Genomic DNA, 25,861 nt, shown 5'->3' with positions numbered 1-25,861 from the left:
GACGTTTATGCCTGATTAGCAGTTTTTGTGTACGCAGAGTCTTTATTTTGATATATACTGGAGTGTTATTTCACATCCGTGATGTATCTTATTTAGAGATAAGTCTGTAGGCACAACATAACGATGCTGATCATTGCTCAAAAACATATACTTACTTACACAAACCCTCTACTTTGGTAGAGGGTTTTTCTGTGTTTCGGAAAGATTTATATAACCAAGGGGGCATCTAAAAATGACGAATCCGAGTGTTCAAGAGGTGGTAAAGCTGTCGCAGGATTATAATCTGATTCCTGTTGTGAAGCGGCTGCTGGCTGATATGGAAACACCTATCCGGTTATTCCAACGTTTTGCTGAACGTGACCGCGCGTTCTTACTAGAAAGTGTAGAGGGTGGCAAACAATGGGCCCGGTATTCGTTCATCGGCAGCGATCCCTTTTTAATGATATCGGGAAAAAAGGGTGCGATTAACGTAGAGATCGACGGTAAGAAAAAACAGCTGCATGGAAAGCCGATTGAGGAGCTTAAGGCGCTGCTTCGTTCATACCGTAGCCCTAAGCTGGATGAGATGCCGCCATTTACTGGAGGAGCGATCGGATTTTTTGGATATGATCTGCTGCAATATTATGAGAAGCTTCCTGAGCATCCAGTAGATGATCTCCAAATGGATGATATCCGGTTTATGTTCTGTGATCGCATCATTGTTTTTGATCATGTGAAACAACAAATTCTCCTAGTTGGCAACCTGCATGTTAAAGACGGTGATACGGACTCAGATATCAAATCCAATTACGAAAGCTTAAGTCGTAAGCTTGAGGATATGGCCGAAGAGCTGCAGAAGGAAGGGCCTAAGGAAAATGTGAACCGCCGCAGCATTCCGCAGGATATTGAGCTGGGTGAGATTCATTCCAACCTGACTAAAGAACAATATATCAACAACGTAGAACAAGCGAAGGAATACATTCGGGCTGGCGATATTTTTCAAGTGGTGTTGTCGCAGCGCCTGCATATTGAAACGGAAGTTTCTCCACTGCATGTATACCGGATGCTCAGGACGCTTAACCCATCTCCATATATGTATTATTTGAAAATGGATGAAGAGATTATTGTTGGAACCTCACCGGAAGCGCTCGTAAAGGTAGATGGAAACCGTGTGGAGACACGGCCGATTGCCGGAACAAGACCAAGAGGTGAAAGTGAAGCTTCGGATCGTGCTTACGCCGCGGAGCTGCTGGAGGATGAAAAAGAACGTGCAGAGCATTTGATGCTAGTTGATCTAGGTCGTAATGATTTAGGAAGAGTGTCCAAATTCGGTTCTGTAAAATGTGATTCCTTTATGGAAATTGAAAGATACTCTCATGTCATGCATATGGTTTCGAATGTGTCAGGCACGCTTAGCGAGGATAAAGATTTCTTTGATGCCTTTCTCTCCTGTCTGCCAGCCGGTACTGTCTCAGGAGCACCTAAGCTACGGGCAATGGAGATTATTGCTGAATTGGAGCGAGAAGCCCGTGGTGCTTATGCGGGGGCGATTGGATATTTGGGATTCTCGGGAAATATGGATTCATGTATCACCATCCGTACAATCATCTTCCGTAAGGGCAGAGCATATGTGCAGGCTGGAGCGGGTATCGTTTGGGACTCAGTTCCGGAGAAAGAGTATGAAGAGACGGTGAATAAAGCGAAGGGCATGCTAAAAGCTATTCGTATGGCAGAGGCTATGTTCCCACCCGAGATAAAAGAGAAACAAGTCATCAATCAAGATTACATGTACGCATATACCCCTGAACAGGTGGTTTGATTAATAAAAAAGATTACATTAAGGCTGGGAGGATGAACATTATGGATGCAACAAAATTGATACAATCAGGAATCGCTGGACTAATCGAAGGCAAAAGTCTGACACGTGTAGAAGCACGGGATATAATGGGCGCAATCATGCTGGGAGAGGCTTCACAGGCACAAATCGGATCACTGCTGACCGCTTTACGGATTAAGGGAGAGACCGTGGAGGAGATTACGGGGTTTGCGGAAGCCATGAGAGGTTTCGGCACACCTGTCCTTACTGAAAAAGCGCGTCTGCTAGATACATGTGGTACGGGCGGTTCCGGCATCCATAAGTTTAATATTTCTACCGCCTCAGCGATTATTTCATCAGCGGCTTCGGTACGAGTTGCCAAACATGGCAACCGCTCAGCTTCCGGTAGAGCAGGAAGTGCAGATGTACTTGAAGCTTTGGGCGTCAACATTCATCTGAATGCGGATCAGGCTCGGGAATGCTTGGATCGAATCGGCATTTGTTTTTTATTCGCACAAATCTATCATCCTTCGATGCGGCATGCGGCAGCACCGCGTAAAGAGCTTGGAGTGCGGACGATTTTTAATATGCTTGGTCCGCTTACGAATCCCGCTGGTGCTGACCGTCAGCTGCTGGGGATTTATGATCGGAATAAGACAGAGACGGTGGCTAATGTACTGAAGGAGCTGGGGTCCAAGCGTGCGATGGTTGTTAGCAGCTTGGATGGTCTGGATGAAATCAGCATCTCGGCCCCTACATTAGTGTCTGAGCTAAAAGAGGGCATCGTAACCACGTATGAGGTAACGCCAGAGGCATTAGGTCTTAACAGACATCCATTAGAAGCTGTGCTGGGTGGAGATGCAGCTGAAAATGCGGCGATTATTACCTCGGTCCTTCAAGGGCAGATGAATCCTTATCGTGATATCGTTCTTGCTAACGCCGGAGCCTGTATATATGTTGCTGGTCTGGCAGATACCATGGCCGGAGGCGTAGAGAGAGCAAAAGAAGTAGTGGATTCAGGCAAGGCACTATCCAAGCTTAATCAGCTTGTAGCTATGACGGAGGAACTTAATTATGTATCTTGATAAAATTGTCGCGACTAAGATTAAAGAGGTTGAACTGCTCAGTAAAAACTTTTCGCTGGCACAAGCAGAGCGTGATATTGCGCTTCTTCCGGCAACAAGAGGCTTTCGTAAGGCTCTGACCCAAGGGAAGAACAGAGATATGGGCTTGATCGCTGAGGTGAAGAAGGCTTCTCCTTCCAAAGGGTTGATCCGTGAGGATTTTGATCCTGTTTCCATTGCAAAAGGGTATGAAGCTGGAGGTGCAGATTGCTTATCTGTTCTGACGGACACAGAATATTTCCAGGGCAGCGCAGCTTATCTGCAGCAAGTGAAGGAAGCTGTAAATCTGCCGCTGCTTCGCAAAGATTTTATTATCGATGAGAAGCAGATCTACGAAGCACGTCTTCTCGGAGCGGATGCCGTGTTGTTAATCGTCGCTATTTTGACACCGGCACAACTATCTCATTTTATAGATATAGCTTCAGGGCTTGGATTGGATATCTTGATTGAGGTGCATGACCGGAATGAACTGGCGGTTGTACTGAGCACAGAAAAGATAACCCAACCTAACGTCCTGCTAGGAATTAATAACCGTAATCTACGTACCTTTGAGACCTCTTTGGAGACAACAGCCGAGCTGGCAGCTCTTGTGCCGCAAGGTGTTCCAGTGATCAGCGAAAGTGGAATTTCCGGGTCAACAGACATCGACTACTTAAGAACTACTGGTGCTCACGGAGTGCTCGTTGGGGAGTATCTAATGCGTCAAGCTAACGTAGAGGATGCGGTTAACGGTTTGCTCGGTGAGCTTCCTAATGGAAAGGACCGTGTACGGCATGGCTGAGACATTAGTAAAAATCTGTGGACTTCAGGACGTTGAAGTGCTAAAATCTATGTTACACTTACCACTAGATTATATCGGATTTGTTTTTGCACCTAGCCGCCGGAAGGTATCCATAGAGCGTGCTGCCGAACTGATTGCAGAGCTTCCAAATTGGAAGACTGGTGAAATTCCTAAGGCTGCCGGGGTTTTTGTTAATCCGGAGCTGGATGAGTTGAACGAATTGCTGTCTGTGGTGCATTTAGATGTAATTCAGCTTCATGGACAGGAGAGTCCAGCTTTTTGCCAGCAGGTTCGCCGAGCTTATCCACAGGTTCAGGTATGGAAGGCACTGTCCGTTGCGGATCAAGAGCGGGATAAAGCTGAAAATGAATATAGCTTGGAAGATTACGTAGCTGCAGTAGATGCGGTTTTATTAGATACTTATGATCCATTGCAGAGTGGCGGCTCCGGCCGAACGTTCGATTGGAATAAATTACCTGCTTACCAAGAAATTGCAGTACAACATGACTTGCCCTTGTTTGTGGCTGGAGGGCTTCATTCAGATAATGTTGGTGAATTGCTTGATACCTATGCCCCGTATGGGGTAGACGTGTCGAGTGGAGTAGAGACTGACGGCATTAAGGATATTCAAAAAATGACAGCTTTTGTGGAAAGGGTGAAGCAATCATGATACAAGTACCGGACCAGCATGGACGTTTCGGTTCATTCGGAGGCCGCTTCGTGCCCGAGACTTTGATGAATGCATTGATTGAGTTGGAGGAGGCTTACCGTAAGTTTTCGGCAGATCCAGCTTTTCAGGAAGAAATAGATTATCTATTAAAGCAGTATTCCGGACGGGAGACCCCGCTGTATTATGCGGAGCGTCTGAGCAAACATCTGGGAGAAGCTAAAATATATCTGAAGCGTGAAGATTTGAATCATACAGGTGCCCATAAGATTAACAATGCGATTGGTCAAGGGATTTTGGCCAAAATGATGGGAAAAACGAAGGTAATCGCTGAGACGGGTGCGGGTCAACATGGTGTAGCCACAGCTACAGTTGCAGCTTTGCTAGGTATGGAATGTAAGGTGTTTATGGGGGAAGAGGATACACGTCGCCAGGCCCTTAACGTATTCCGGATGAAGCTGCTTGGTGCAGAAGTGATTCCCGTTACTTCCGGATCGCGTACTTTAAAAGATGCCGGCAACGAAGCGCTTCGCTACTGGGTTAGCAATGTAGACGATACCTTCTATATATTGGGTTCAGCTGTAGGACCACATCCTTATCCGATGATGGTCCGTAACTTTCAGCGGGTTATTGGGGATGAAACACGGCGCCAGATTCTGGAGGCTGAAGGAAGGCTGCCGGATGTGCTCGTAGCTGCTGTAGGCGGTGGCAGTAATGCCATCGGTATGTTCTATCCATTTGTTGAGGATGAAAATGTCGGTATGATTGGTGTAGAGGCGGCTGGTAAAGGCATTGATACCCCTTTTCATGCGGCAACAATGAGTAAAGGAACTCATGGCGTATTCCAGGGATCGATGAGTTATCTCCTGCAGGATGAGCATGGACAAGTAACAGAAGCACATTCCATCTCCGCAGGCCTGGATTATCCTGGTGTGGGTCCTGAACACTCCTATCTAAAAGATATCGAACGCGCAAAATATGTCCCGATTACAGATGCAGAGGCGCTAGATGCACTGAAGCTGCTATGTGTAACGGAAGGCATTATTCCAGCGTTAGAATCGGCGCATGCGATAGCACATGTTGTAAAAATGGGTCCAACCCTTACTAAGGATGACATTGTTGTCATCTGCCTGTCAGGCCGGGGAGACAAAGACGTAGAATCCATTATGGCGTATACAGAAGGGAAGGGAACTGAATGACAACCCAAACTACAAACCGGATGGATTTGGTATTCCGGAAGCTAAAAGCTGAGAACCGGACCGCATTGATTCCTTTTCTGACTGTTGGAGATCCGGATTTGGAGACTACTCTTGCCATCATCACTGAACTGGAGACAGCAGGGGCAGATATTCTGGAGCTTGGAGTACCATACTCTGATCCGCTTGCAGACGGCCCTGTAATTCAGCGAGCATCTGCCCGGGCACTGCGGGGTGAAGTTCACCTGCGCACTTGCATGGAGACCGCGTTAAAGGCTCGTGAAGCCGGCAGCAGTTTGCCATTTATCTTGTTTTCTTATTACAATCCTATCCTGCAAATGGGTCTAGATACGTTTTTTGCTGATCTGAACAAGCATGAAATTAGCGGACTTATTATCCCGGATCTTCCCGTTGAGGAATCAGCGGAGATGCGGCGCCGTAGTGATGAAGTTGGAGTCAACCTCATTCCTTTAGTTGCACCAACCTCAAGCGAACGGATTGCAAAGATTGTATCCGGTGCGAGCGGTTTTATCTATTGTGTATCTTCATTAGGGGTGACTGGAGAAAGATCCTCTTTCCATGCGGATGTAGAAGCCTTTATTGATTCCGTTCGTCAAGCTACGGATCTGCCAGTGGCTGTAGGATTTGGGATCTCTACTGGCGAACAGGTTGCCCGTTTTGCTCAGATTTGCGATGGTGTTGTAGTAGGGAGTGCCATTGTCCGCAAAATAGAAGAGGTAATCCCGTTGCTCGATCATCCTGCTACGCGGAATGAGGGACTGTTGCAAATTCGAGAATTTGTGGCACAATTAAAAAGACCATAACAGTGTCATTCTGACCTGTGTATAGTGGAGTAATCAACTATGGAGAGCGAGGACTATTGTATGAATCCAAAACCGAATATAGTTAATCTCCCTGTCTACAAACCAGGGAAACCTATAGACGAAGTCAAGAAGGAGCTTGGCTTAAGTGAGGTTATTAAGCTTGCATCCAATGAGAACCCGTATGGAGCTTCACCGAGTGCAAAAGAAGCAATTCTAGCAGAACTTGAGAATCTTTATCTTTATCCGGACGGCTCAGCCGTTGAATTGACTTCAGCACTTTCCAGCCGTCTTGGCGTGAATAACGACAATATTATTTTTGGCTGTGGCTCAGATGAGATTATTGCACTTATTGCTCGTGCCTTTTTCTTACCGGGTGATGAGACAATCATGGCGGACCAAACCTTCTCCGTGTATAAGAGTAACGCAGACATCGAAAGTGCGGTATCTATTGAGGTGCCGCTTGTAAAAGGTACACATGATCTGGATGGGATGCTGGCCCGTATAACGGACCGCACTAAGGTTATCTGGATCTGTAATCCGAATAACCCAACAGGTACGATTGTTCCAGAGGAACCTTTGGTTTCTTTCCTGGATGCTGTGCCTTCCAATGTAATGGTTGTCCTTGATGAGGCATACTGTGAGTATGTAACAGATCTTTCATACTCCAATGGCATCCAGTTACTGACTCGTTACAAGAATCTGGTTGTGCTCCGCACATTCTCTAAAATTTATGGCTTAGCTGCATTGCGTATTGGATACGGTGTTGCGAGTCCTGAGATCATTTCGTTGATCAACAAGGTACGTGAGCCTTTTAATACCTCACGGCTTGCTCAAGCTGCAGCTCTTGCTGCTTTGAATGATCAAGATTACGTACAGGAATGTCGTCGTCTTAATAGCGCGGGTATTGTCCAATTGCAAGGTGAATTCAAACGTCTGGGCCTAGAATCCTTCCCGGCACACGGGAACTTCATCATGGTAGATGTTCGAAAGCCTGCTACAGAGGTCTTTGATGCTTTGATGCGTAAAGGAATCATCGTAAGAGCGGGTCATCAGGTTTATCCGACTTATATTCGGGTTACTGTGGGCTCGGCTGAGCAGAACACGGCTTTTATCACCGCGCTGGAACAAACTCTTATAGAGAGTGGAGTACGCGCCTAGTAATAACAGCAAGTCAAGACTAAAGAAGGCAGGTAGTTCAAAGAACATGACGACAAAAATAGCAATATTCGGTGTCGGTCTGATCGGAGGCTCACTGGCCCTTTGCTTTAAAGGCAAGGAGGGCCTGACCGTCGTTGGCCATGCCCACCGTCCTGAATCCGCGAGTAAGTATATTAGCAGAGGTGTGGTCGATAGTGCCACATTGTCTGTGGAGGAAGCGGCAATCGATGCCGATTTCATTTTTTTATGTGTGCCGGTGGGTATGCTAGAGGATTATTTGCAGCAGTTAAGCAAATTGCCGCTCAAGCCCGGCTGCATCATTACAGATGTTGGAAGTACGAAAGCTAGTATTGCCGCATGCGCGGTCTCTTTGGATATTCCTGGAGTACATTTTATCGGCGGTCACCCTATGGCAGGATCAGAGCGTTCAGGTGTTGAGGCAGCTTCATCGCTGTTGTTTGAGAATGCCTATTACGTATTAACGCCTCCACCGGGAGTGCCAGACGAGGCTTATCATGCGTTGGAATCCTTACTCCACCTTACTAGAGCGCAGATTGTACGCCTTAATCCAGAACGTCATGATGAGATTGTAGGCGCCATTAGTCATTTGCCACATATTATTGCCGTTGCGCTGGTAAATCAGATTAAAGCTTATGATGATACTGACTCCTTGTATAGTACGTTAGCTGCAGGAGGCTTTCGGGATATTACACGGATTGCGTCCAGTGATCCAATTATTTGGCGTGATATCTTGTTAAACAATCGTTCAGTGATGCTTCGTTTGTTGAAGGATTGGAACGAGGAAGTTTCTTCTTTTGTTCGTTTGCTGGAAAGTGAAGATGGTGTAGGGATTGAAGAGGCATTTCATGAAGCCAATGGCTTCCGTAGTCAGTTGCCTGAACGGCGTAAAGGTATGATAGCACCTTTATTTGACCTACATATTGATGTACCGGATCATCCGGGGATTATCGGTCGTATTGCTACAGAGCTGGGGGATCAAGGAATTAACCTTAGCAACGTACAAATTATCGAAAGCCGTGAAGATGTTCCGGGGATTATGCGTCTCTCTTTCCGTCAGGAGAACGATATGGAGCGGGCGAAGATCCTGTTGCAGCATCATGATTATACGGTATACGTGTAGTATTAAGGTTAGTTCGGGTTCATTTTTAAATCATAAAAAACAGTAAAATAGCGATTCTCATGTGAATAGAGAATCGCTATTTTTTTGTTTTTTGGGTTATTGGTTGCTTATTTCAACATGCCGTCAGTATCGTCATCGGCATCGGTACCACCATAAGTACCAGTATAGGTACCAGTATAAGTACCAGTATAAGTACCACCAAGTACTTACGGACCCTAATGACGTTATTTGCTCGTTTTTTGCCTTTGAAGCAGTCTTTCGGACTCCACAGACGCTATTTCACATAAAGAGGCTTATATTGGGTGTTTTTCGTGCCAATAGCTGCTATGCGGTCCGTTAGCATCCCAAATGCGGATTAATGCTGCATTTAGGTCAACTGTGTCCGATAGCGACTTCGTACAAGCTAAATGTTTATTGGATCAACGAAGAAAAGAAAGGAGTGCCGCAAAATGCTTCCGGATTTATACCCGCGGACTCTAATTTAGGTTTGGTTTGTTGCAACTGTTCCCAAACTCGCTTTCTTCATTCTGATCAGTATTTCTTCCATGAAATTCTCTGGTACTTGAGTTTATTTCGTCGTAACTATTTCGACTACCTACAAAACGATTTCTTGCTGCTCCTAGACCGACAATAAAGAGTAAGACCGAAGCTCCAAGCAGTATGAAAAGTGGCACGTTCCAACTATTTGTCGTGTCATGCAAATATCCGATAAGGGCAGGACCAATTGCGGCAAGCAGATATCCGATCGATTGCGCCATACCAGACAGTTCCGCTGCTTGATGCGCATTTTTAGTACGTAAACCGAAAAACATCATGGACAAGCTAAAGGCGCAGCCTCCACCAATTCCGAGTATGATGATCCACAACAGAATGATATTGGAGCTTCCGTAAAGCAGTCCGAGCGTTCCCGTCAAAAGTAAAATGGTTGTAATGAACACTAACGAACGTTGATTTGACATTCGCCCTGCAATAACGGGGACAATAAAGGTAAATGGAAGCAGCGCTAACTGCATTATTGAGAGGTACCATCCTGATTGGCCTGAGTCAATGCCTGGCTGTTTTAAAATTTCAGGCAACCATGCGATTAGCACATAGAAAATCATGGACTGCATCCCCATAAACAAGGTTACTTGCCAGGCAAGAGGGGAACGCCAAACCTTCACATCATTGCCGGCCATCTGTTGACTCGTCGAGGCTGTTTGCTTCGTATGCTTCCTTAATTGAGGCAACCAGCAGAGGATCGATACAAAGCTTAGGATCCCCCAAATTCCCAATGCACCCTGCCATTTTAAACCAGCGTTTGCAGCTAGCGGTACACTGATTCCCGATGCGATCGCTCCAGATAAACTCATTGAAATTGCAAATACACCAGTCATTGCACCGATTTTATTAGGGAAATCACGTTTGATTAAACTTGGCATTAATACATTACAAACGGCAATTGCAAATCCAAGAATTGCAGTTCCAATATACAGATTTGCAGCCCCAGATAAAGAACGTATTACAATTCCAACAGTCAAAAAGATCAGGGCAAACAAAATTAAAAGTTCAACTCCATACCTACGTCCTAGTTTTGGTACTAGAGGCGATAATAAAGCAAAGGTAAGTAAAGGTACCGTTGTGATCAAGCCTGCTAAAGTATTGGAAATATGAACGTCACCCCTAATGAGACCCACTAAAGGACCGACCGAGGTTAAGGGAGCACGTAAATTTGCGGCAATAATAATAATGCCGAGTAGTAGCAGCCCTAAAGATGATGGTACGAATTTTTTATTCGGCATTTTTCATTTTCCCTCCCAGAATTAATGCGTACTAATATCCGCGCGGACAATGAAAGTATAGTATAATATATTAAATTTAACAATAAGTATTTTAAAGTTTACTTTATTGAGATGGTTCTATAACTTGAAATGCTTATATTAGATAAAAAAATACAACTCAGAGTTTCCATTTAGAATGGAATACTGAGTTGCATGTAATAGGTGAAATTTTCGACTTTTAGAAACCATATTTTAAGGAGATATGGAGCACTGTTTCGCTATTCGTATGATTGGTATAAGAGTGAGGGCGATCTGCACGAAAACTGATCGTATCATATTGATTCAATGTGTACATTTCTCCATCGACTCGTATTTCAATGGAACCAGTCATTACTGTCGCAATTTCAGTTGTATTCACATGATGACCTTCAGGGTGATACGAACTATTTGGCTGTAAGTAAGCCCGACACATTTCAATATCGTTGCTTACATTTTTAAAGACGGGTTCTATGATCCAATTCTTTTGATCATTAGAAAACCGAAGACCTTCGCCTGCTCGATACAAACTAACAGGGTCTTCAGATTTGAACAAAGCTAATAGGGGCAAAGATATGCCTTTTGAAATTTTCCATATTATTGCCAAAGTTGGATTTGTCTCGCCACGTTCGATATTCCCCAGAGTAAGTTTACTTACGCCCGTTAATTCCGCTAAGTCATCTAAGCTCATGTTTTTTTCTTTTCTGTACTTTTTCAAGGCACCGCCGATTTGTAGTACCAGTTGTTTTGATTCATCGATTTCATCCATTTCAAATTCACCTCAACAAATAACTTTATAGCTAGTATATTGTTTATCCTGACTCTTTTCCATACGATTAGGATTAGAGGGTGGATTACACACGCAGCTATGCAAATGACGTCTATGTAACGAACCTGCCCGTAGGCTTATCACCTTCCCCGGTTTAATCCTTTATTTTTGCAAAAGGAGGGATAACAATGGGGTGAGCGCAGAGGAGTCTATATTTGTAGGTGATCATCCAATGAATGGCGTACAAGCGAGCCGTAACGCAGGGCTGCAAGCCATTGGGAAACGTAATGAGCAGATATCTCTTCAAGTGGACGTAGACGGGGTAATAGATGATTGTGGGGATTTGTGGAAGCTAATTCGCTCGCTATAGTAAAAATAATCTAATATAGATCATCTAAAAAAAGGTAGAGCGCTTTCAGGACAAAAAAAGACCGCTTACAAAGTAAGCGGCTACAGTTCACAATAAATTGGAACCGTTAAGTATTGGATAGGAGTGGAGAGAAACCATACTGTACTTTTATTATATGTATACGTTTACATTTTGTCAACAGTTTTTAAAAATTGATAAATGTGTTATTTTTAAAGCCGGATTCTAAGTCAGAAATCCAATGTCGGGTCTTGCTGGCGAGTCGACCTATCTAAAGTCTATTAATGTCATCCTATGAGAATATGTGGTACAATAGAGCAGGTATGTTTCTAGATTCGTTTCTATATTTATGTAAAATTAGAAGTATGCCTTATTTCTTTTTGTCTTCTTCATATACATCATGCCTTAATTATCGGGTAGTTGAATATACATAGGTGTATTTCATAAAAAAACTAAAAATTTGCAGTAACACCGCAACTTTTAAAGCCCAAACCGGTATAATAAGTACGGACCGGATGGGAAAAGACGTGCAAGGGCGAGGAGGGCCAATCTCACCATGACGGATTCCCAGTTGATCCAGCAAATCAAACAAGGAAACACGGAATTATATTCAGAATTAATGCGTCGTTATCAACGTAAAATACTAGCATTTGTATATCATATGCTTAGAAATTCACATATGGAGCTTATCGCAGAGGACCTTTGTTCGGAGACCTTCTACAAGGCATTTCGTAGCTTGCATTCCTTTCGAGAGGTAGATGCTTCATTCTCAACATGGCTGTACACTATCGCCCGCAACACTGTTCTAAGTGAGCTTCGCAAGAACCGTGCCGGTAATGTATCTCTGGAAGAGAGTGGATATACACCAGTAGCACCGTTTGAAGTTGCACCCGAGCAGGCTGCATTGCGCAATGAACGGATGAATTTGGTCCGTGAGGCGATAAATAATCTTCCCGAAAAACAACGCTCTGCACTTATCCTACGTGAATATGATCAAATGGACTATCAAGAAATCGCAGAAATTTTAGATCAGAGTGTAAGCTCAGTGAAATCATTATTGTTTCGTGCCAGGAGTAGTGTGAAGCTTCAACTCGAATCCTATTTCAATGAGCCTGAAGTTGAAGAGCAGGTTGAGAGGGTGTAAGGCGAATGAATTGCAGGGAAGCGCAAGAATGTATTCCGCTCTTGTGGGACGCTCCCCCCACACATCCTAGGCGGATTTTACTTGAAAGACATATTGAAACTTGTCCTTACTGCGCTGCAGAATGGGCTCTATGGCAAGAGAGCAGCCTGCTTATGCAAGATTTGAGGGAAGAGATCAGTGAAGAGCGTGCTGAAGCCATAAATGTTAAAGTCATGGAGCGGATTTATTTAGAGAGTCCATGGTTGATGCCCGGTGACGGGAAATCTGCTGGAACCTCTGCTATTGTTCGCCATCGGCTTAGCTTATGGATCGCATGCTTCTTGGCAATATTTCTGTCCAGCGTTCTTTATTTTACGATGTTCAGAACTCCAGGTGATGCAGTTGTTGCTCAGAGTGGAATTGTGGAGACAGGTGTCGCTGGATCCTCGATGGAATGGCAATCAACGTATCCAATTTTGGGCTCTGAAGGTGGGATCATTGAACCCCTTGTAGTAAGTATGGGACCCACTCATCCTCAATACTGGATGATGTTATCAATGTTAGGTGTAGGCTTTGCAGTATTTTCATTAACTAGGCTGAATCGTTATCGCCGATCATAGAGGGTTATTAGACGTATGTCTTTGCTTCCGTTGTTTATAATATTCAGAATATTGAATGAGTCCCTTTACTTAATGTAATGAGGGGCTTTTTGCATTGTAAAACTCATAAAAAGAAGACTTTTTATTTCATCCATGTTACATTAAGAGACAAATACTTTGCTGAAAAGGGGGAGGCAACATGCTAATCGGCTTGATACGCCATGGATTGACGGACTGGAACGCGATAGGGAAAATACAGGGACAAAGTGATATTCCACTTAATGATGAAGGACGGATGCAAGCTGCAATGCTTGCTGACCGCTTATTACAGGAACCGTACAGCTGGGACTGCTGCGTTACTAGTAATCTTTCCCGCGCTGCTGAGACCGGTAAGATTATTGCTGACAAGTTAGGGATTCCGCTATTAGAACCTGATCAGCGTATCCGGGAACGTGCTTATGGGCAGGTAGAAGGGCTTACTGCCGCAGAACGTGAAGAGAAGTGGGGGAAGGAATGGAGCCAGCTCTCCCTCGGTCAAGAAACCGACGAACAGCTTCAGGCTCGGGCTCTTGCTTTTATGGAAGATATTTCTGCACTGCATCCCAATCGGAATATACTCGTCATATCCCATGGAGGATTTCTTGCTCAGCTGTATACTGCTCTTTACAAGGATAAGTATTCTGAACGAATTGGCAATCTATCCTTGACGATTCTGGAGAAGAAAGAGCGGGAATGGAACCCTATTTTATATAATTGTACTCGCCATATCCTGCAAAATCAGCATTAACCCGGGCTTCGGGTTATTTTTTTTGCAATAAAGGGAATAAAATAGGCAGTATTCCCCATAATGGTAGTAAAACGGTGAGGCGATAAAACATGAATCTGGCGGATATGCTTACTTATGCAGATATTGGACAGCTGACCGCCATAGCGGGCCGCTACCGGTGTGAATGCAAACAGAATTCCAAACACGACTTGATCCAAAGTATTTTGATTATGCTTGGAAGCAGAAGTTTTATGGAGTCTCATATCCGGGAATGCGCTCCGGAGGATTTAAGGTTTTTGAATACATTGCTTTTTGATGAACGCACCTACTTTAGTCTTGAGGATTTGTTGGCTGTGGCAAGGCAAGCGTCTTTTGATGCACCTGAAGGAAAAACTGGAGGTTTCCGGGAGATGGTCTCTCGCTTCAAGAGTGGAGGCTGGCTCTTTAGTGGTTCCTCACAGCAGACCAGATATTTGTACCAGGTACCCAAAGATTTAAAAGAGCGTTTTCGGGAGACGATGAGTGCGCATATCAAAGAGAGCATCGCAACTAGCCCTGAACCTGTGATGTATCGCAGTGAAGGAGAATTAATGATCAGTGATCTGGTAATGCTGCTGAGATATATTAAGGACAATGAGCCAGAACTGAATCAGGAAGGGGCAATGTATAGGCGTTATCAGCAAGGTGTGATGAACGCGCTTCATATTCCGGAGGAGCTTCTTAGCAAAGGCGGTTGGAGGTTTGGTTATGGGAGAGCTTGTGAGCATTATCCTCCAAGATTTGCGCTTTTGTATGACTATATTCGTCACCGCCGCTGGATCTCTGAGGAAGGCTTCCGGCTAAGGCTTACTGCGACCGGTGAGGCTGTGTTAAACGATGGAAAATGTGATTCGTTGATGCAGATATTCTCTTTTTGGTTAAGACTATATAAAGGGGCTGTGCCAAATCTACCTTCACTTGTGTATTGGATAAGCATCAGCGCCGGTAATTGGGTGACAGTACCTTCTTTAGTAGATGGTGTGGGGTGGCTAATTAAACCGTTTTATTATGACAGTGCTGCTTCTATTCTAGAGCAACGTATAATACGGATGATGGTGCACCTAGGCATGCTTAAACTGGGCGAGACTTCTGGTGGACTCGCTGTTATGATGACACCATGGGGGATAGAGACAGCCGTGCCTAAGTATCTTCGGTAGGTGCGCGTGCAAATGCTTATGGGGATTACATATGCAGAAGTAGGAATCCGTTATTGTTGCTGATGGGTACAATAGAGGAAGTGTTTAGCGGAATGGGCGAATATGTAGAACGAAGACAGGATTGATGAATATGCTTTAGTAGGTGCCGATTCTCTTGAAACCGAAAACATAATCATCTTGATGAATATCAAATAACAAGAAAAAAAGGATCTCTTAAACAGCGGAGGTGTATCGAATGGACAAAATGAAGGCTACGTATGAAGTGATGCTAGGACTTGCGGCAGAAATGGTGTGGGATGAAGCGCTGCGAAAGCGTCGCTCCGACATCTTGCACCGTGAGATTGACACGGCGCTGGCTACCGGAGATGAGATGGCTTTCCGAAATCTTACTGAGGAACTTAAAAGTTTGGCATAAAGAAATGCGCTTAGCGCATTTCTTTTTTTGCTTATAATCTACTCAATTTGCTTAATCGAACGAAAATATAAAATCTAAATCTGGACGTTCCTCCTCCTCCTTCAATATAATGGGTTCTATAACTTCAGGAAGCTTTGCGAAAGAACGGAAAAATTAACAATTATACATAGGGAGATGAATGGGAATGAAATTCAGCGATTTTGAAGTGGGCACTTGGGAAGAAAATCAAAAATTCTATGATACATGTCTCATACCTTTTACAGGATTAAGTGGACTGGAGAGTCCTCCTGAGACCGTTCAGGCACTCGAAAGATTACGTAATTTCATGGATATGGTGGAAATACCGTTCAAGGGGCGGATCGTGACTTACCCAGCCATTCAGTACGCTGGAGAGGGCTATGTGAATTTAATTAATGAGATTTGCCAAAAAGTCAAATCCAGTGGTTTCCAGCATGTAGTGGTGTTGACAGCGGATGTACCTCTCCAAGAAGGCCAAATCTATGAAAGCGATTTAGTTCTCTCTCTGCCTATCATTGAGGCTTCTCATGAAGGGAAGAATGACAGTGAAATTAGGATGAAAATTCAAGACATGTGGCGGAGATGAACTCCTTATAAATGTGACAGAAAATCAACAATTATAGGTTGAAATCGCTTTTTAGCCTGTCACAAATTAGACAATATTCTTGACGGGTTTTGGAGCCTAAGCTATTATTAGGTTGAATCCAAATGGTATGTGATGTATTTCATTGAAAAGATTTGAAAACGGATTATTTATATTGAGACATCTCTGATCGGACACCACAGATACTTTCTTATATCTTGAGAAGGGGGTTATATAACAGTATGAGCAGCCATAATGAACAACAGGAGACATGGCCTGAACAACCACCCAGCCGTAAAGAGATGTCGCGCAGGCAATTTTTGACCTACACGCTTGGTGGCGCCACTGCTTTTATGGGGGCGGGTACAATTCTCCCCATGGTCCGTTTTGTCGTGGATCCGATATTACATAAGAAGGGTGCTGGAGATTTTATCAAGGTTGCTGAGATAAGCAAAATCACCGAAGAGCCCCAGGAATTTACTTTTGAATTGAAACAGAAGGACGGATGGTACGACAGTACAGCGACACTCACTGCGTGGATCCGGAAAGACGCGAAGGGTGATATTTATGCGCTTTCACCGATCTGTAAACATTTGGGATGTACGGTCGGGTGGAACAACGATAAAGCTCATCCGGACGAATATCACTGCCCATGCCATGGTGCACGTTATACAAAGCTTGGCAAAAATCTCGAAGTTGCTCCTAAGCCGCTTGACCAGTATAAAACGAAATTCGATAACGGGTGGGTGCTTTTGGGAGACATTGTGCCAAATACAGTAGCTCGTGAGGAGGCGTAGTTCTGATGTTTAAAAATGTCTATAACTGGATTGACGAACGTCTGGATGTTACGCCGATTTGGAGAGACGTGGCCGATCACGAGGTTCCTGAGCATGTTAATCCGGCCCATCATTTCTCTGCGTTCGTGTATTGCTTTGGCGGACTGACCTTTTTTATTACAGTCATTCAGATTTTATCAGGTATGTTCTTAACGATGTATTATGTTCCGGACATTATTAATGCTTATGCTAGTGTTGAGTATTTGCAGACAAGTGTTGCATTTGGACAGATTGTCCGCGGGATGCATCACTGGGGCGCAAGTCTAGTAATTGTTATGATGTTCCTTCATACAATGCGTGTCTTCTTTACAGGCTCTTACAAAGCGCCGCGCGAGATGAACTGGGTAGTTGGAATGCTGATTTTCTTCGTAATGTTGGGACTTGGTTTAACAGGTTACTTGTTGCCTTGGGATAATAAAGCTTATTTCGCAACAAAGGTAACTCTTGAAATAGCCAATTCTGTTCCAGTGATGGGGCCGGTGCTGAAGGAACTGATGCAAGGTGGAACGATTGTTGGTGCCGAAACCTTAACTCGTTTTTTCGCACTACATGTATTCTTCCTCCCAGCGGTGCTTCTTAGTCTGCTCGTAGGACACTTTATTATGATCCGCAGACAAGGGATTTCCGGACCGTTGTAAGTTAATCTGAGAGAGGAGGAATACGGATGGCGCATGGAAACAATTCTAAGGAAAAGGTTGTATATGTCGGTGATTCCAGAGTTCGCAGAGGGAACGGATTTATCACACCTCCGGACTACACGGCTTACCCCGGCAAATCGGAAGCCTTTATCCCTAACTTTCTACTGAAGGAATGGATGGTCGGAGTCGTTGTACTTGTAGGAATATTAGTCCTTACTATTTCAGAGCCAGCTCCGCTAGGGTTTCCAGCAAATGCTAGTGCTACGGTTATCCCGATTCCTGACTGGTATTTCTTGTTCCTCTATCAGTATTTGAAGCTCCCATATGCTTCAGGTGATTATATCGTTCTGGGTACACTAGGAGTTACTGGTGTGGCTTTTGGTTCACTTCTGTTGGCTCCCTTTCTGGATACGGGTAGAGAGCGTCGCTTTTACCGTAGACCGATTGCTTCATCTTTAATGTTCTTGTCGCTTGCAGCAATTGTTTATTTGACCAATACTGCCTGGACTGAATACAAACATGAAATGGCTGAAACGGGTCAGATTCCTGAAGATGTTCAACGGGAAGAAAAGGCGGCGGAGAACAGGGCTAAGGGTCTGCCGACCTCCAGTGCCGTTAAGCCAAAAGAAGTAGCGATTGTGGACAAGGATGATCCTGCTATGGGGCTCTTCAAGCAAGCCACTTGTATCTCCTGTCACGCAGCAGATTTGAAAGGGGCGGGCGGTCCTTCACTTCGTGGAGTTGGAGACACCCATGACAAAGAAGCAATCCTTACTATTATAAAAGAGGGTCAAGGGCAGATGCCAAAAATGTACGATACCGCTTTGGGAGCAGGTCTATCAGAAGCGGATATTGATACCTTGGCCGGCTGGCTTGCCAAACAAAAAAGCGAACAGTAAAATAATGATAACGCAACCTGATCGTGCATGCGGTCAGGTTTTTGTATGTCTAAATGCGAAGTGCCATTACTTGGGGAGGTTAATAATCTGTATGCCAGTTCATTGGTTTAACAAACTGTTTAAGAACCGGGGAATTATCTGGTTGTTATTTATCGTAAATTTCCTGGGTACAATTTATGGTTACATATGGTATGGCAATCAACTGGAGTTCACTGCGGCTAATTATCCACACTGGCTGCTTCCATTTGTTCCGGATAGCCCAACCGCAAGTTTGTTTTTTACCTTGGCTCTGTTGCTGATGCTCTTCCCTCCAAAAAGTTACACAGGAAACAATGTAAGGGAACTTATTGAGGCTTTGGCGGTCGTTACGTCAGTGAAGTACGGGATATGGGCAGTGAGTATTATTTTTGCCGGGGGTTATCACGGTGATGTTTTGGTTTGGAAAGATTGGATGCTGGTAATCTCCCATACGGGGATGGCAGTTGAAGCATTGATTTATGCGAGGTTTTTTTCTTTCCGCAAAATGATTCCATTAGCCCTGCTTTGGACACTCGCCAACGATATGCTGGATTATTCTTACGGAATCTATCCGTGGTTACCTTCTGTTTTGAACGATTATGTTATACAGGTACAGTACTTTACAATGGCGCTTACGCTGCTTAGTGTTGCAGCTGCTTGGTTGTTTAGTAGAAGACAAAGACCGGTAGAGTCAATCTATCAGTTCAAGAATAGACGTTAGTAAGCAGTTCTATCCCTTGTCCCCCTGCCATACATTTAGAATTATAAGAAGTATAAGTTTTATACTATGCTTTATCCTTATAATTTTACGAGAAACGAATATCGTCTTTAAAAGACGACAACGTCGTTTCTTCTTAAGTAGGAGGGGGATGTCTCATGCTCCGCGGGAGATATTATGTAGTGGTTGTTCTAGTATTCTGCTGGCTGCTGTCCAGTATGGATGTTGTAAAGGCTTCAGCAGCGCTAGGGGATGCTGGTGAAGGGTCTGGCAAAGCTTCGAAGCAAAGCGCCGACGTTAGTTCGGGCAACGGTTTGGCAGTAATGAGCGGAAAGACCGGAGCGCAGCAGCTGGAACAAGCTGCTGAGGCATTGTATGGGTATGTTTTGGAAGGGGATGTAATGAAGGTCCGACAGGAGACCGAAGCGATCTCCAAGATCTTTGTGTCCTCATCCTTTGAAGGAATGACCTCTGTGGAGGGGATTAATGCATTGTCAGGGGTCATTATGGACCTGAAGGCTACCGTGGCAGGCGCGAAAATAAATCCACAGCAATGGGAAGCGGCAGCCGCCAAGCTACGTCTAGCTGCCAACAGTCTTAATCATCCGCGCCAGCCTATTTGGCTTCAGTACTACAAGCTGATTCGCGAGGATTTAAATGCGATAGAGCAAAGTGCGGTTGCAAATGATTTGGCGGGCTGGAAAACAGCTCTGGAAAGACTGCAGGGCAGGTATGATAACATCCGGCCGGCAGTGATTGTCTCCCGCCAGCCTGAAGTTGTGAATGCTTTTGATTCCTGGCTCTCATATGCGGCCGGCATTCCTTCGTCCTCACAAAAGGTTGAACGTGCCCGCCTGCTTGAAATTGTATCTTATGGTCAGGATGCGGTAAGAGTAATGTTCGGAAAAGAGAAGGATGAACCTGCTTTGTCCTTGCCGCTGGCATCGCAAGAATTTGGGATTTGGGGAGGGTTAGCCGCAAGCTTCATTATAGCTGCGTTAGCCTATGTAGCCTATCGCAAGTACCGTGGTCAGAATCAGAATTGGAAGCCGATTCCGTAGGGTGAAATTATAAACAGTAAAAAGGAGTGTGGGCTTGAAATGGCCTACACTCCTTTTTATTTAGGTTTCTCGAAAGCCTTCTCCATGTACGTCGTGTACATCGCTAATAATTACGAAGGCGCGTGGATCAACGGATTTGACCAGCAGACTTAGCCGGCGGATTTCTTGCCTTGAGACCACACAGTACACCATATATTTGGCTTGCTTGGAATAAGCACCAATGGCAGGGATGAGGGTTACACCACGGTCCATTTCGGCTGTAATCAGATCGGCAATTTGTGGTGCTTCATCACTGATAATTGTAAATGCCTTGGCAGCATAGGCGCCTTCTTGGATAAAATCTATCACTCGTGATGAGATAAAAACTGCGACGAGTGTGTAAAGTATTTTTTCTTTAGGAATGTAGAGGATGGAAGAGCCAATAATAATAATGTCGATGGCCAAAATAATCTGCCCCATGCTCCAGCCAAAATTCCGTCCCAGAATTCTTGCGACAATATCAACACCACCTGTTGTACCCCCAAACCGGAATACAAGCCCAAGCCCCGTTCCAAGCGTTACTCCTGCGTACAGTGCCGCAAGAATAAAGTCGTGTTCGGTACTGAAGGGGATAATCCATCCCGCAGTAATCATTCGTTCGAAAACCCACAGGAAAAAGGTCAACGCCCCGATCCCTACACCTGTATACACAATTTGCCGCCCGCCTAGGACTTTCCAGCCCAGCAGAAACAAAGGAAGGTTGATCAGCAGTGTGGATAAAAAGATGGGAATACTAAAGGCATAATTAAGGAGAAGTGTGATCCCGGTTACGCCGCCTTCCATCAACTGATTAGGAATGATGAAATACAGTAGCCCGAAGGCATATACTGCGGCTCCGAGCAAGATGGGAGCGACTGTCTTGCTGATTGTAATTACCTTTTTTGAATTCATGAAATCCCTCGTTAGGCCTTTTGTAGGCAGTTTTTCTTTTTCTATAATAAGTATACCTTTTCTTGCGTGTGTTAAAATATTCAAAAAAGATTGTCTTCAAAACGTCTTTACGATAACATAGGGGCAAACAGAAGGCAAGATATACAGAGGGGGAGAAGTTACATTTTATGGACAAAAGTCTTGGTGACATACAGCGTGAAGTAGACGCTTATATATCGCAGTTTAAGGAAGGGTACTTCAGTCCACTCTCTATGCTGGCCCGCATGTCCGAGGAAGTCGGAGAACTGGCTAGAGAAGTCAATCACGAGTTCGGCGAGAAGCCTAAAAAGTCTGATGAAGCTGAGAATTCCATTGAACTTGAACTGGGAGATATTCTGTTTATTACCGTTTGTTTTGCGAATTCTCTCGGGATAGACCTGACGGAAGCGCATAATAAGGTAATGCATAAATTTAATACCCGTGATGCGGGACGTTGGACACCGAAAGACACCGATTAGGCCTCTATAACATATGCTGTACCAAACCAACGGGATTTAGCCGTGAGGATGGTGTGTATATGGATCATAAGGATTATGTAAGAGAGGCCTACCGCTCGATATTGCGCAGTGACTTTGCCGAAGCTATTGTTTGCTTCGAGTCTGCAATTGCAGCAAGCCCTGCTGATGCCGAGGTTAGATATCGTTGTTCCATAACGTATGCCCGCAGTGGTATGCTAGATAAAGCTTTAGTTCATGCTCAGGCTGCTGTAAAGCTGGACACCAGCAAACCTGAGTATAGTCTGCATCTGCAGCATTTGCAGGCTATGATGCATGTACAAGAAGCCAAACGGTTGATAGAAGATGAAGATAACAAAACTCGCAACCCTTATCATCCGATTACACTGCTCAAAGAGGCTATTACCCTTGATCCATTATATGGGGATGCTTATGTATGGCTTGCTATCGCGCATAGCCGAGTGAATGAACATTTACAGGCTATGACTGCCTTAAAAGAAGTGATTTCGTTACATCCGGATGATTCTGGCTTGCGGGAATTGATGAGAGACCTTCAGAAATCCATACAATCGTATATGCAATAACTATATAACTAGTGAGAGCGAGGATGGAAAAAATATGAATAACAAGATCAGGGTCGTTGTATCCGGCGCAGGCGGAAGAATGGGTAAAGAGGTTGTTAAACTTGTATTGCAGGACGAAGAGCTGGAGTTAGCAGCAGCAGTAGATCGTTCTTCAGGCGATATTGATGCAGGGCGTCTGGTAGGTCTGGAAGACTCAGGCGTTATTGTAACTTCTGATCTTGAGGCCGCCCTCGCGGGAAGCAACGGAGATGTCCTTGTCGATTTCACTACACCGCAGTCAGCGTATACGAATACAGCGCTAGCTATTAAGTATGGAGTGCGTCCGGTTATCGGTACAACCGGATTCACACCGGAGCAGATGGTGGAACTGGACAAGCAGTGTCAAGAACAGGGGATCGGCGGACTTATTGCTCCGAATTTCTCCATTGGAGCTATTCTATTGATGAAATTTGCGGCACAAGCTTCAAAGTACTTCCCGCATCTGGAAATTATAGAGTATCATGGTGACCAGAAACTGGATGCTCCATCCGGAACTGCGGTCAAAACTGCAGAAATGATTTCGGAAGTTCGTGAGGAACTTCGTCAAGGTAATCCTAAAGAGGAAGAAACCATTGAAGGTGCCCGTGGTGGTTACTATAACGGATTCCGGATACATAGTGTCCGTCTTCCTGGTGTGTTTGCTCAAGAAGAAGTAATTTTTGGTGGATTCGGACAATCCTTAAAGATTCGCCATGATTCTTATGAGCGTGCAGGATATATGCCAGGCGTTAAGATGGGTATTGAAAAGGTAATGGGATATACAGGCTTGATCTATGGATTCGAGCACTTTATAGAATAGACAGGAGAGAACACCATGTTAAAGATCGCATTTATTGCCCACGATCGTAAAAAAGATGAAATTGTAAATTTTGTATTAGCTTATGAACATGTATTTGAAGGTCATGAACTTTTTTCTACAGGGACTACTGGCCAACGGATTATGGATGTAACTAACTTAAAAATTCATCGTTACATGTCTGGTCCATTAGGTGGAGATCAGCAAATCGGTGCAATGGTAGCACAGGATGAACTGGATCTTATTATTTTCATGCGTGATCCTTTAATGGCGCAGCCACACGAACCTGATATTTCAGCTCTGCTTCGTCTGTGTGACGTATACGGGATACCGGTAGCTACGAATATTGCCACAGCGGAAGTTCTTGTGAAGGCGATTGATCGTGGTGATTTTGCTTGGCGTGCACTGGTTCACAAATACAAACCGGGTGTTGATGAATGAAGCTGGACATTCTTGTATTTGGTGCGCATGCAGATGATGCGGAGATTGGTATGGCAGGAACCATTGCAAAACATACCGCTGCGGGACTTAAGGTGGGACTTTGCGATTTAACAGCCGCGGAAATGTCATCGAACGGTACAGTAGAACTTCGCAAGCAAGAAGCGCAGCAAGCTGCAGACCTTCTCGGAGCATCCGTGCGGACAAACCTGGGTCTGCCAGATAGAGGGCTTTTTATTACAGCAGAGCATGTGGCGGCTGTGACTGCTGAAATTCGCCGCTTTTCTCCTACGATAGTTTTTGCTCCTTATTGGGAGGATCGTCATCCCGATCATATCGCCTGTAGCAAGCTGGTGGAAGAGGCTGTTTTTAATGCCAAGCTACGTAAATATATGCCGGACAAGCCGGCAATTCCTGCTCCTCAGCTGTACTTCTATTTTATCAATGATTTAGGACGTACCGATCTTATTGTTGATGTTACTGAACAATATGGCTTGAAGGAGCAGGCATTGTCCTGCTATCGCTCCCAGTTCACCAAACCTCCGGGTGCGGATACTGTATCCACACCGTTAACGGAAGGCTACATTGAACGAGTCCGTTCGAGAGATATGCTGCTTGGCCAGCGCAGACTGATTCCTTATGCAGAAGGGTTTGCAACCAAGGTACCTCATACGGTGGAATTGTTTACTTAAGGAACGGATATAACGAAGTTTGTATGATAATATAATAAGCTGATTAAGATTGATCCAGGAGCGCTTGGAATGAATACGCCATTGCGCTCCTGAGAGCTTTTATTGAACAGCTTAGAGAAATGAAGTCCTGTGTGATTTTGAAAGAAACGGTGTTCGCTTTTTTGAAAGCGGCCGACAAACAATAGATGATTCATTACACGAATCAATACTGGAGAAGAAGGAGACAGGAAGATGGATCGTATGCTAAAAATAGGAATTACCTGTTATCCGTCTCTTGGCGGTTCAGGCGTAGTTGCGACTGAATTAGGTAAACTCTTGGCCGAGAAGGGTCATGAAGTTCATTTTATTACACATAGTATCCCGTTCCGGTTGGGAACGTTTCAGAAAAATATTTTTTACCATGAGGTAGAAGTAAACGATTATTATGTATTCCGCTATCCCCCGTACGATCTAGCGCTTGCTACGAAGATGGCTCAGGTTGCCAAAATGCAAAATCTGGATCTTCTCCATGTTCACTATGCAGTGCCTCACGCAGTGTGTGCTTTCCTTGCAAAGCAAATGCTAGGGAACGATATGAAGGTTGTAACCACTTTACATGGTACGGATATAACGGTGCTTGGTCAGGATGAATCGCTTAAAGATTTGATTCGTCTGGGGATTAATGAAAGTGATGCCGTTACAGCGGTCTCTCAGGATCTTATTAGAGAAACACGGGACGTACTCGATATTACCCGCGACATTGATCTTACTTATAACTTTGTGGATCACCGGGTCTATTATCCGCGTGATGTAACGGATCTGCGGGGAGATTTCGCAGCGCCTGATGAGAAGATTCTGATGCATATCAGTAACTTCCGTCCTGTAAAAAGAGTCAGTGATGTTGTTGACGTTTTTGCCAAAGTGAATCGTGAACTGCCTTCACGCCTGCTGCTTGTAGGTGAAGGTCCGGATCTTCCCAAAATTCAAGCCAAAATTAGCGAAATGGGTCTGGAAGATAAAGTTCGTTTTCTGGGAAGGCAGGATGAAATCGCTCAGGTGATCTCTTTAGCTGATCTGCTTCTGCTACCTTCCGAGAAGGAAAGCTTTGGTCTGGTTGCTCTGGAAGCAATGGCTTGTGGCGTACCGACGATTGGCTCGCAAACCGGAGGCATCCCTGAGCTTATAGAGCATGGAAAGACTGGATTCCTTGCCCCGATTGGCGATACAACGGCTATGGCTAAATATGCAGTTAAGCTCCTGTCGGATGAACGTATGGTGCAACAGTTCAGAGAAGCTTGTCTACAAACAGCCTGCAAAGATTTCTGTAAGGATTCGATAACGAAACAATATGAAGATATTTATTACCGGGTGCTGGGGCGCAAGGTACTTGGACTGGACCCGGTTCGGGGGTAAGGAGTCAT

29 protein-coding genes are annotated in these 25,861 nt (G+C 44.7%); 26 read left to right on the top strand and 3 right to left on the bottom strand.

The window, feature by feature from the left end; genetic code table 11:
- The first annotated feature begins 232 nt into the window (after positions 1-232).
- From trpE to MHI51_RS21040, 8 genes are read left to right on the top strand one after another with little or no spacing between them, the layout of a single operon-like run.
- Positions 233-1,798: an anthranilate synthase component I gene (gene trpE, locus MHI51_RS21075; protein ID WP_076127509.1), complete on the top strand. Its 1,566-nt coding sequence runs from the start codon at positions 233-235 to the stop codon at positions 1,796-1,798.
- Between the two features lie 41 nt (positions 1,799-1,839).
- On the top strand, positions 1,840-2,880 hold the full coding sequence (gene trpD / locus MHI51_RS21070) for an anthranilate phosphoribosyltransferase (protein ID WP_175618936.1): 1,041 nt from the start codon (positions 1,840-1,842) through the stop codon (positions 2,878-2,880).
- On the top strand, positions 2,870-3,700 hold the full coding sequence (trpC, locus tag MHI51_RS21065) for an indole-3-glycerol phosphate synthase TrpC (RefSeq protein ID WP_076276711.1): 831 nt from the start codon (positions 2,870-2,872) through the stop codon (positions 3,698-3,700). Before trpD ends, trpC begins: the two co-directional genes overlap by 11 nt.
- Complete coding sequence (locus MHI51_RS21060; protein ID WP_405174068.1) at positions 3,693-4,370, top strand: phosphoribosylanthranilate isomerase; 678 nt, start codon at positions 3,693-3,695, stop codon at positions 4,368-4,370. The genes trpC and MHI51_RS21060 overlap by 8 nt, the downstream gene beginning before the upstream one ends.
- Positions 4,367-5,566, top strand: coding sequence for a tryptophan synthase subunit beta (gene trpB, locus MHI51_RS21055; protein WP_076127515.1), 1,200 nt, complete (start codon positions 4,367-4,369; stop codon positions 5,564-5,566). The genes MHI51_RS21060 and trpB overlap by 4 nt, the downstream gene beginning before the upstream one ends.
- Positions 5,563-6,387: a tryptophan synthase subunit alpha gene (gene trpA / locus MHI51_RS21050; RefSeq protein ID WP_076127517.1), complete on the top strand. Its 825-nt coding sequence runs from the start codon at positions 5,563-5,565 to the stop codon at positions 6,385-6,387. Before trpB ends, trpA begins: the two co-directional genes overlap by 4 nt.
- 60 nt (positions 6,388-6,447) lie before the next feature.
- Positions 6,448-7,545, top strand: coding sequence for a histidinol-phosphate transaminase (gene hisC, locus MHI51_RS21045; protein ID WP_405173239.1), 1,098 nt, complete (start codon positions 6,448-6,450; stop codon positions 7,543-7,545).
- A 46-nt stretch (positions 7,546-7,591) separates the two neighbouring features.
- The gene (locus tag MHI51_RS21040; RefSeq protein WP_036676253.1) at positions 7,592-8,686 is read left to right on the top strand and encodes a prephenate dehydrogenase; all 1,095 of its coding nucleotides are present in this window, start codon (positions 7,592-7,594) and stop codon (positions 8,684-8,686) included.
- 476 nt (positions 8,687-9,162) lie between these two features.
- Here the strand turns inward: MHI51_RS21040 and MHI51_RS21035 are convergent, their stop codons facing one another.
- Positions 9,163-10,467, bottom strand: a complete 1,305-nt coding sequence (locus tag MHI51_RS21035; RefSeq protein ID WP_081398171.1) for an MFS transporter — start codon at positions 10,465-10,467, stop codon at positions 9,163-9,165.
- Between the two features lie 217 nt (positions 10,468-10,684).
- Positions 10,685-11,251, bottom strand: coding sequence for a helix-turn-helix domain-containing protein (locus MHI51_RS21030; RefSeq protein ID WP_038572428.1), 567 nt, complete (start codon positions 11,249-11,251; stop codon positions 10,685-10,687).
- A gap of 193 nt (positions 11,252-11,444) precedes the next feature.
- Here MHI51_RS21030 and MHI51_RS21025 point away from each other — a divergent pair, with 193 nt between their 5' ends.
- The 12 genes from MHI51_RS21025 to MHI51_RS20970 all read left to right on the top strand — a co-directional run bounded on the left by MHI51_RS21025 (position 11,445) and on the right by MHI51_RS20970 (position 20,488).
- Positions 11,445-11,621: a hypothetical protein gene (locus MHI51_RS21025; protein WP_179087006.1), complete on the top strand. Its 177-nt coding sequence runs from the start codon at positions 11,445-11,447 to the stop codon at positions 11,619-11,621.
- 553 nt (positions 11,622-12,174) lie between these two features.
- Positions 12,175-12,762, top strand: a complete 588-nt coding sequence (locus tag MHI51_RS21020; RefSeq protein WP_036676255.1) for an RNA polymerase sigma factor — start codon at positions 12,175-12,177, stop codon at positions 12,760-12,762.
- Positions 12,763-12,914: 152 nt separating this feature from the next.
- Positions 12,915-13,361 carry a hypothetical protein gene (locus MHI51_RS21015; protein WP_051490909.1) on the top strand — a complete coding sequence of 149 codons (447 nt, stop codon included), beginning with the start codon at positions 12,915-12,917 and terminating at the stop codon, positions 13,359-13,361.
- Positions 13,362-13,539: 178 nt separating this feature from the next.
- Positions 13,540-14,127 (top strand): histidine phosphatase family protein, encoded by a 588-nt coding sequence (locus tag MHI51_RS21010; RefSeq protein ID WP_076127520.1) that lies wholly within the window; start codon positions 13,540-13,542, stop codon positions 14,125-14,127.
- Positions 14,128-14,216: 89 nt separating this feature from the next.
- On the top strand, positions 14,217-15,302 hold the full coding sequence (locus MHI51_RS21005; protein WP_076101463.1) for a hypothetical protein: 1,086 nt from the start codon (positions 14,217-14,219) through the stop codon (positions 15,300-15,302).
- A 235-nt stretch (positions 15,303-15,537) separates the two neighbouring features.
- A complete protein-coding gene (locus MHI51_RS21000; protein WP_036676261.1) occupies positions 15,538-15,717 on the top strand; it encodes an IDEAL domain-containing protein in 180 nt (59 codons plus the stop codon).
- Between the two features lie 184 nt (positions 15,718-15,901).
- The gene (locus tag MHI51_RS20995) at positions 15,902-16,321 is read left to right on the top strand and encodes a DUF2487 family protein (RefSeq protein ID WP_076218400.1); all 420 of its coding nucleotides are present in this window, start codon (positions 15,902-15,904) and stop codon (positions 16,319-16,321) included.
- A gap of 239 nt (positions 16,322-16,560) precedes the next feature.
- The gene (locus tag MHI51_RS20990; RefSeq protein WP_076127525.1) at positions 16,561-17,115 is read left to right on the top strand and encodes a ubiquinol-cytochrome c reductase iron-sulfur subunit; all 555 of its coding nucleotides are present in this window, start codon (positions 16,561-16,563) and stop codon (positions 17,113-17,115) included.
- A gap of 5 nt (positions 17,116-17,120) precedes the next feature.
- The gene (qcrB, locus tag MHI51_RS20985; protein WP_036676266.1) at positions 17,121-17,792 is read left to right on the top strand and encodes a menaquinol-cytochrome c reductase cytochrome b subunit; all 672 of its coding nucleotides are present in this window, start codon (positions 17,121-17,123) and stop codon (positions 17,790-17,792) included.
- A gap of 26 nt (positions 17,793-17,818) precedes the next feature.
- A complete protein-coding gene (locus MHI51_RS20980) occupies positions 17,819-18,691 on the top strand; it encodes a menaquinol-cytochrome c reductase cytochrome b/c subunit (RefSeq protein WP_076134674.1) in 873 nt (290 codons plus the stop codon).
- A 91-nt stretch (positions 18,692-18,782) separates the two neighbouring features.
- Entirely contained in the window at positions 18,783-19,430 is a 648-nt protein-coding gene (locus MHI51_RS20975) for a DUF1405 domain-containing protein (protein WP_051490910.1), read from the top strand.
- Between the two features lie 155 nt (positions 19,431-19,585).
- Positions 19,586-20,488: a sporulation protein YpjB gene (locus MHI51_RS20970; RefSeq protein ID WP_076218401.1), complete on the top strand. Its 903-nt coding sequence runs from the start codon at positions 19,586-19,588 to the stop codon at positions 20,486-20,488.
- Positions 20,489-20,548: 60 nt separating this feature from the next.
- Here MHI51_RS20970 and MHI51_RS20965 read toward each other — a convergent pair whose 3' ends face one another.
- Positions 20,549-21,418 (bottom strand): YitT family protein, encoded by an 870-nt coding sequence (locus tag MHI51_RS20965; RefSeq protein ID WP_076127532.1) that lies wholly within the window; start codon positions 21,416-21,418, stop codon positions 20,549-20,551.
- A 167-nt stretch (positions 21,419-21,585) separates the two neighbouring features.
- On the opposite strand from MHI51_RS20965, the gene MHI51_RS20960 reads away from it, so the two are divergent.
- The 6 genes from MHI51_RS20960 (at position 21,586) to bshA (ending at position 25,853) form a co-directional block, all read left to right on the top strand.
- The gene (locus MHI51_RS20960; protein ID WP_036676271.1) at positions 21,586-21,915 is read left to right on the top strand and encodes a nucleotide pyrophosphohydrolase; all 330 of its coding nucleotides are present in this window, start codon (positions 21,586-21,588) and stop codon (positions 21,913-21,915) included.
- Positions 21,916-21,974: 59 nt separating this feature from the next.
- Positions 21,975-22,496, top strand: coding sequence for a tetratricopeptide repeat protein (locus tag MHI51_RS20955; RefSeq protein WP_036676272.1), 522 nt, complete (start codon positions 21,975-21,977; stop codon positions 22,494-22,496).
- Positions 22,497-22,530: 34 nt separating this feature from the next.
- The gene (gene dapB / locus MHI51_RS20950) at positions 22,531-23,334 is read left to right on the top strand and encodes a 4-hydroxy-tetrahydrodipicolinate reductase (RefSeq protein WP_036676273.1); all 804 of its coding nucleotides are present in this window, start codon (positions 22,531-22,533) and stop codon (positions 23,332-23,334) included.
- A gap of 15 nt (positions 23,335-23,349) precedes the next feature.
- Positions 23,350-23,772: a methylglyoxal synthase gene (gene mgsA, locus MHI51_RS20945; RefSeq protein WP_036676275.1), complete on the top strand. Its 423-nt coding sequence runs from the start codon at positions 23,350-23,352 to the stop codon at positions 23,770-23,772.
- On the top strand, positions 23,769-24,461 hold the full coding sequence (gene bshB1 / locus MHI51_RS20940) for a bacillithiol biosynthesis deacetylase BshB1 (protein ID WP_076127533.1): 693 nt from the start codon (positions 23,769-23,771) through the stop codon (positions 24,459-24,461). Before mgsA ends, bshB1 begins: the two co-directional genes overlap by 4 nt.
- Positions 24,462-24,692: 231 nt before the next feature.
- Complete coding sequence (gene bshA, locus MHI51_RS20935) at positions 24,693-25,853, top strand: N-acetyl-alpha-D-glucosaminyl L-malate synthase BshA (RefSeq protein ID WP_036676278.1); 1,161 nt, start codon at positions 24,693-24,695, stop codon at positions 25,851-25,853.
- Positions 25,854-25,861: the final 8 nt, after the last annotated feature.

The sequence above is a fragment of the Paenibacillus sp. FSL H8-0260 genome (assembly GCF_045040625.1).
GTDB lineage: Bacteria > Bacillota > Bacilli > Paenibacillales > Paenibacillaceae > Paenibacillus_AQ > Paenibacillus_AQ odorifer.
Note: the sequence above shows the minus strand (reverse complement) of the source record. Positions and strands in the feature narration are given on the sequence as shown.

Excerpts from the sequence above, each read along its gene's own strand:
- MHI51_RS20990 (WP_076127525.1), top strand. The coding sequence starts at position 16,561 with ATGAGCAGCCATAATGAACAACAGGAGACATGGCCTGAACAACCACCC.
- MHI51_RS21005 (WP_076101463.1), top strand. The coding sequence starts at position 14,217 with ATGAATCTGGCGGATATGCTTACTTATGCAGATATTGGACAGCTGACC.
- MHI51_RS20970 (WP_076218401.1), top strand. The coding sequence starts at position 19,586 with ATGCTCCGCGGGAGATATTATGTAGTGGTTGTTCTAGTATTCTGCTGG.
- trpE (WP_076127509.1), top strand. The coding sequence starts at position 233 with ATGACGAATCCGAGTGTTCAAGAGGTGGTAAAGCTGTCGCAGGATTAT.
- MHI51_RS20965 (WP_076127532.1), bottom strand. The coding sequence starts at position 21,418 with ATGAATTCAAAAAAGGTAATTACAATCAGCAAGACAGTCGCTCCCATC.
- mgsA (WP_036676275.1), top strand. The coding sequence starts at position 23,350 with ATGTTAAAGATCGCATTTATTGCCCACGATCGTAAAAAAGATGAAATT.
- MHI51_RS21035 (WP_081398171.1), bottom strand. The coding sequence starts at position 10,467 with ATGCCGAATAAAAAATTCGTACCATCATCTTTAGGGCTGCTACTACTC.
- MHI51_RS21030 (WP_038572428.1), bottom strand. The coding sequence starts at position 11,251 with ATGGATGAAATCGATGAATCAAAACAACTGGTACTACAAATCGGCGGT.
- MHI51_RS21040 (WP_036676253.1), top strand. The coding sequence starts at position 7,592 with ATGACGACAAAAATAGCAATATTCGGTGTCGGTCTGATCGGAGGCTCA.
- MHI51_RS21020 (WP_036676255.1), top strand. The coding sequence starts at position 12,175 with ATGACGGATTCCCAGTTGATCCAGCAAATCAAACAAGGAAACACGGAA.
- trpA (WP_076127517.1), top strand. The coding sequence starts at position 5,563 with ATGACAACCCAAACTACAAACCGGATGGATTTGGTATTCCGGAAGCTA.
- bshA (WP_036676278.1), top strand. The coding sequence starts at position 24,693 with ATGGATCGTATGCTAAAAATAGGAATTACCTGTTATCCGTCTCTTGGC.
- bshB1 (WP_076127533.1), top strand. The coding sequence starts at position 23,769 with ATGAAGCTGGACATTCTTGTATTTGGTGCGCATGCAGATGATGCGGAG.
- trpB (WP_076127515.1), top strand. The coding sequence starts at position 4,367 with ATGATACAAGTACCGGACCAGCATGGACGTTTCGGTTCATTCGGAGGC.
- MHI51_RS20980 (WP_076134674.1), top strand. The coding sequence starts at position 17,819 with ATGGCGCATGGAAACAATTCTAAGGAAAAGGTTGTATATGTCGGTGAT.
- MHI51_RS20955 (WP_036676272.1), top strand. The coding sequence starts at position 21,975 with ATGGATCATAAGGATTATGTAAGAGAGGCCTACCGCTCGATATTGCGC.
- MHI51_RS20995 (WP_076218400.1), top strand. The coding sequence starts at position 15,902 with ATGAAATTCAGCGATTTTGAAGTGGGCACTTGGGAAGAAAATCAAAAA.
- trpD (WP_175618936.1), top strand. The coding sequence starts at position 1,840 with ATGGATGCAACAAAATTGATACAATCAGGAATCGCTGGACTAATCGAA.
- MHI51_RS21010 (WP_076127520.1), top strand. The coding sequence starts at position 13,540 with ATGCTAATCGGCTTGATACGCCATGGATTGACGGACTGGAACGCGATA.
- MHI51_RS20960 (WP_036676271.1), top strand. The coding sequence starts at position 21,586 with ATGGACAAAAGTCTTGGTGACATACAGCGTGAAGTAGACGCTTATATA.
- dapB (WP_036676273.1), top strand. The coding sequence starts at position 22,531 with ATGAATAACAAGATCAGGGTCGTTGTATCCGGCGCAGGCGGAAGAATG.
- trpC (WP_076276711.1), top strand. The coding sequence starts at position 2,870 with ATGTATCTTGATAAAATTGTCGCGACTAAGATTAAAGAGGTTGAACTG.
- MHI51_RS21015 (WP_051490909.1), top strand. The coding sequence starts at position 12,915 with ATGCAAGATTTGAGGGAAGAGATCAGTGAAGAGCGTGCTGAAGCCATA.
- qcrB (WP_036676266.1), top strand. The coding sequence starts at position 17,121 with ATGTTTAAAAATGTCTATAACTGGATTGACGAACGTCTGGATGTTACG.
- hisC (WP_405173239.1), top strand. The coding sequence starts at position 6,448 with ATGAATCCAAAACCGAATATAGTTAATCTCCCTGTCTACAAACCAGGG.
- MHI51_RS20975 (WP_051490910.1), top strand. The coding sequence starts at position 18,783 with ATGCCAGTTCATTGGTTTAACAAACTGTTTAAGAACCGGGGAATTATC.
- MHI51_RS21000 (WP_036676261.1), top strand. The coding sequence starts at position 15,538 with ATGGACAAAATGAAGGCTACGTATGAAGTGATGCTAGGACTTGCGGCA.
- MHI51_RS21060 (WP_405174068.1), top strand. The coding sequence starts at position 3,693 with ATGGCTGAGACATTAGTAAAAATCTGTGGACTTCAGGACGTTGAAGTG.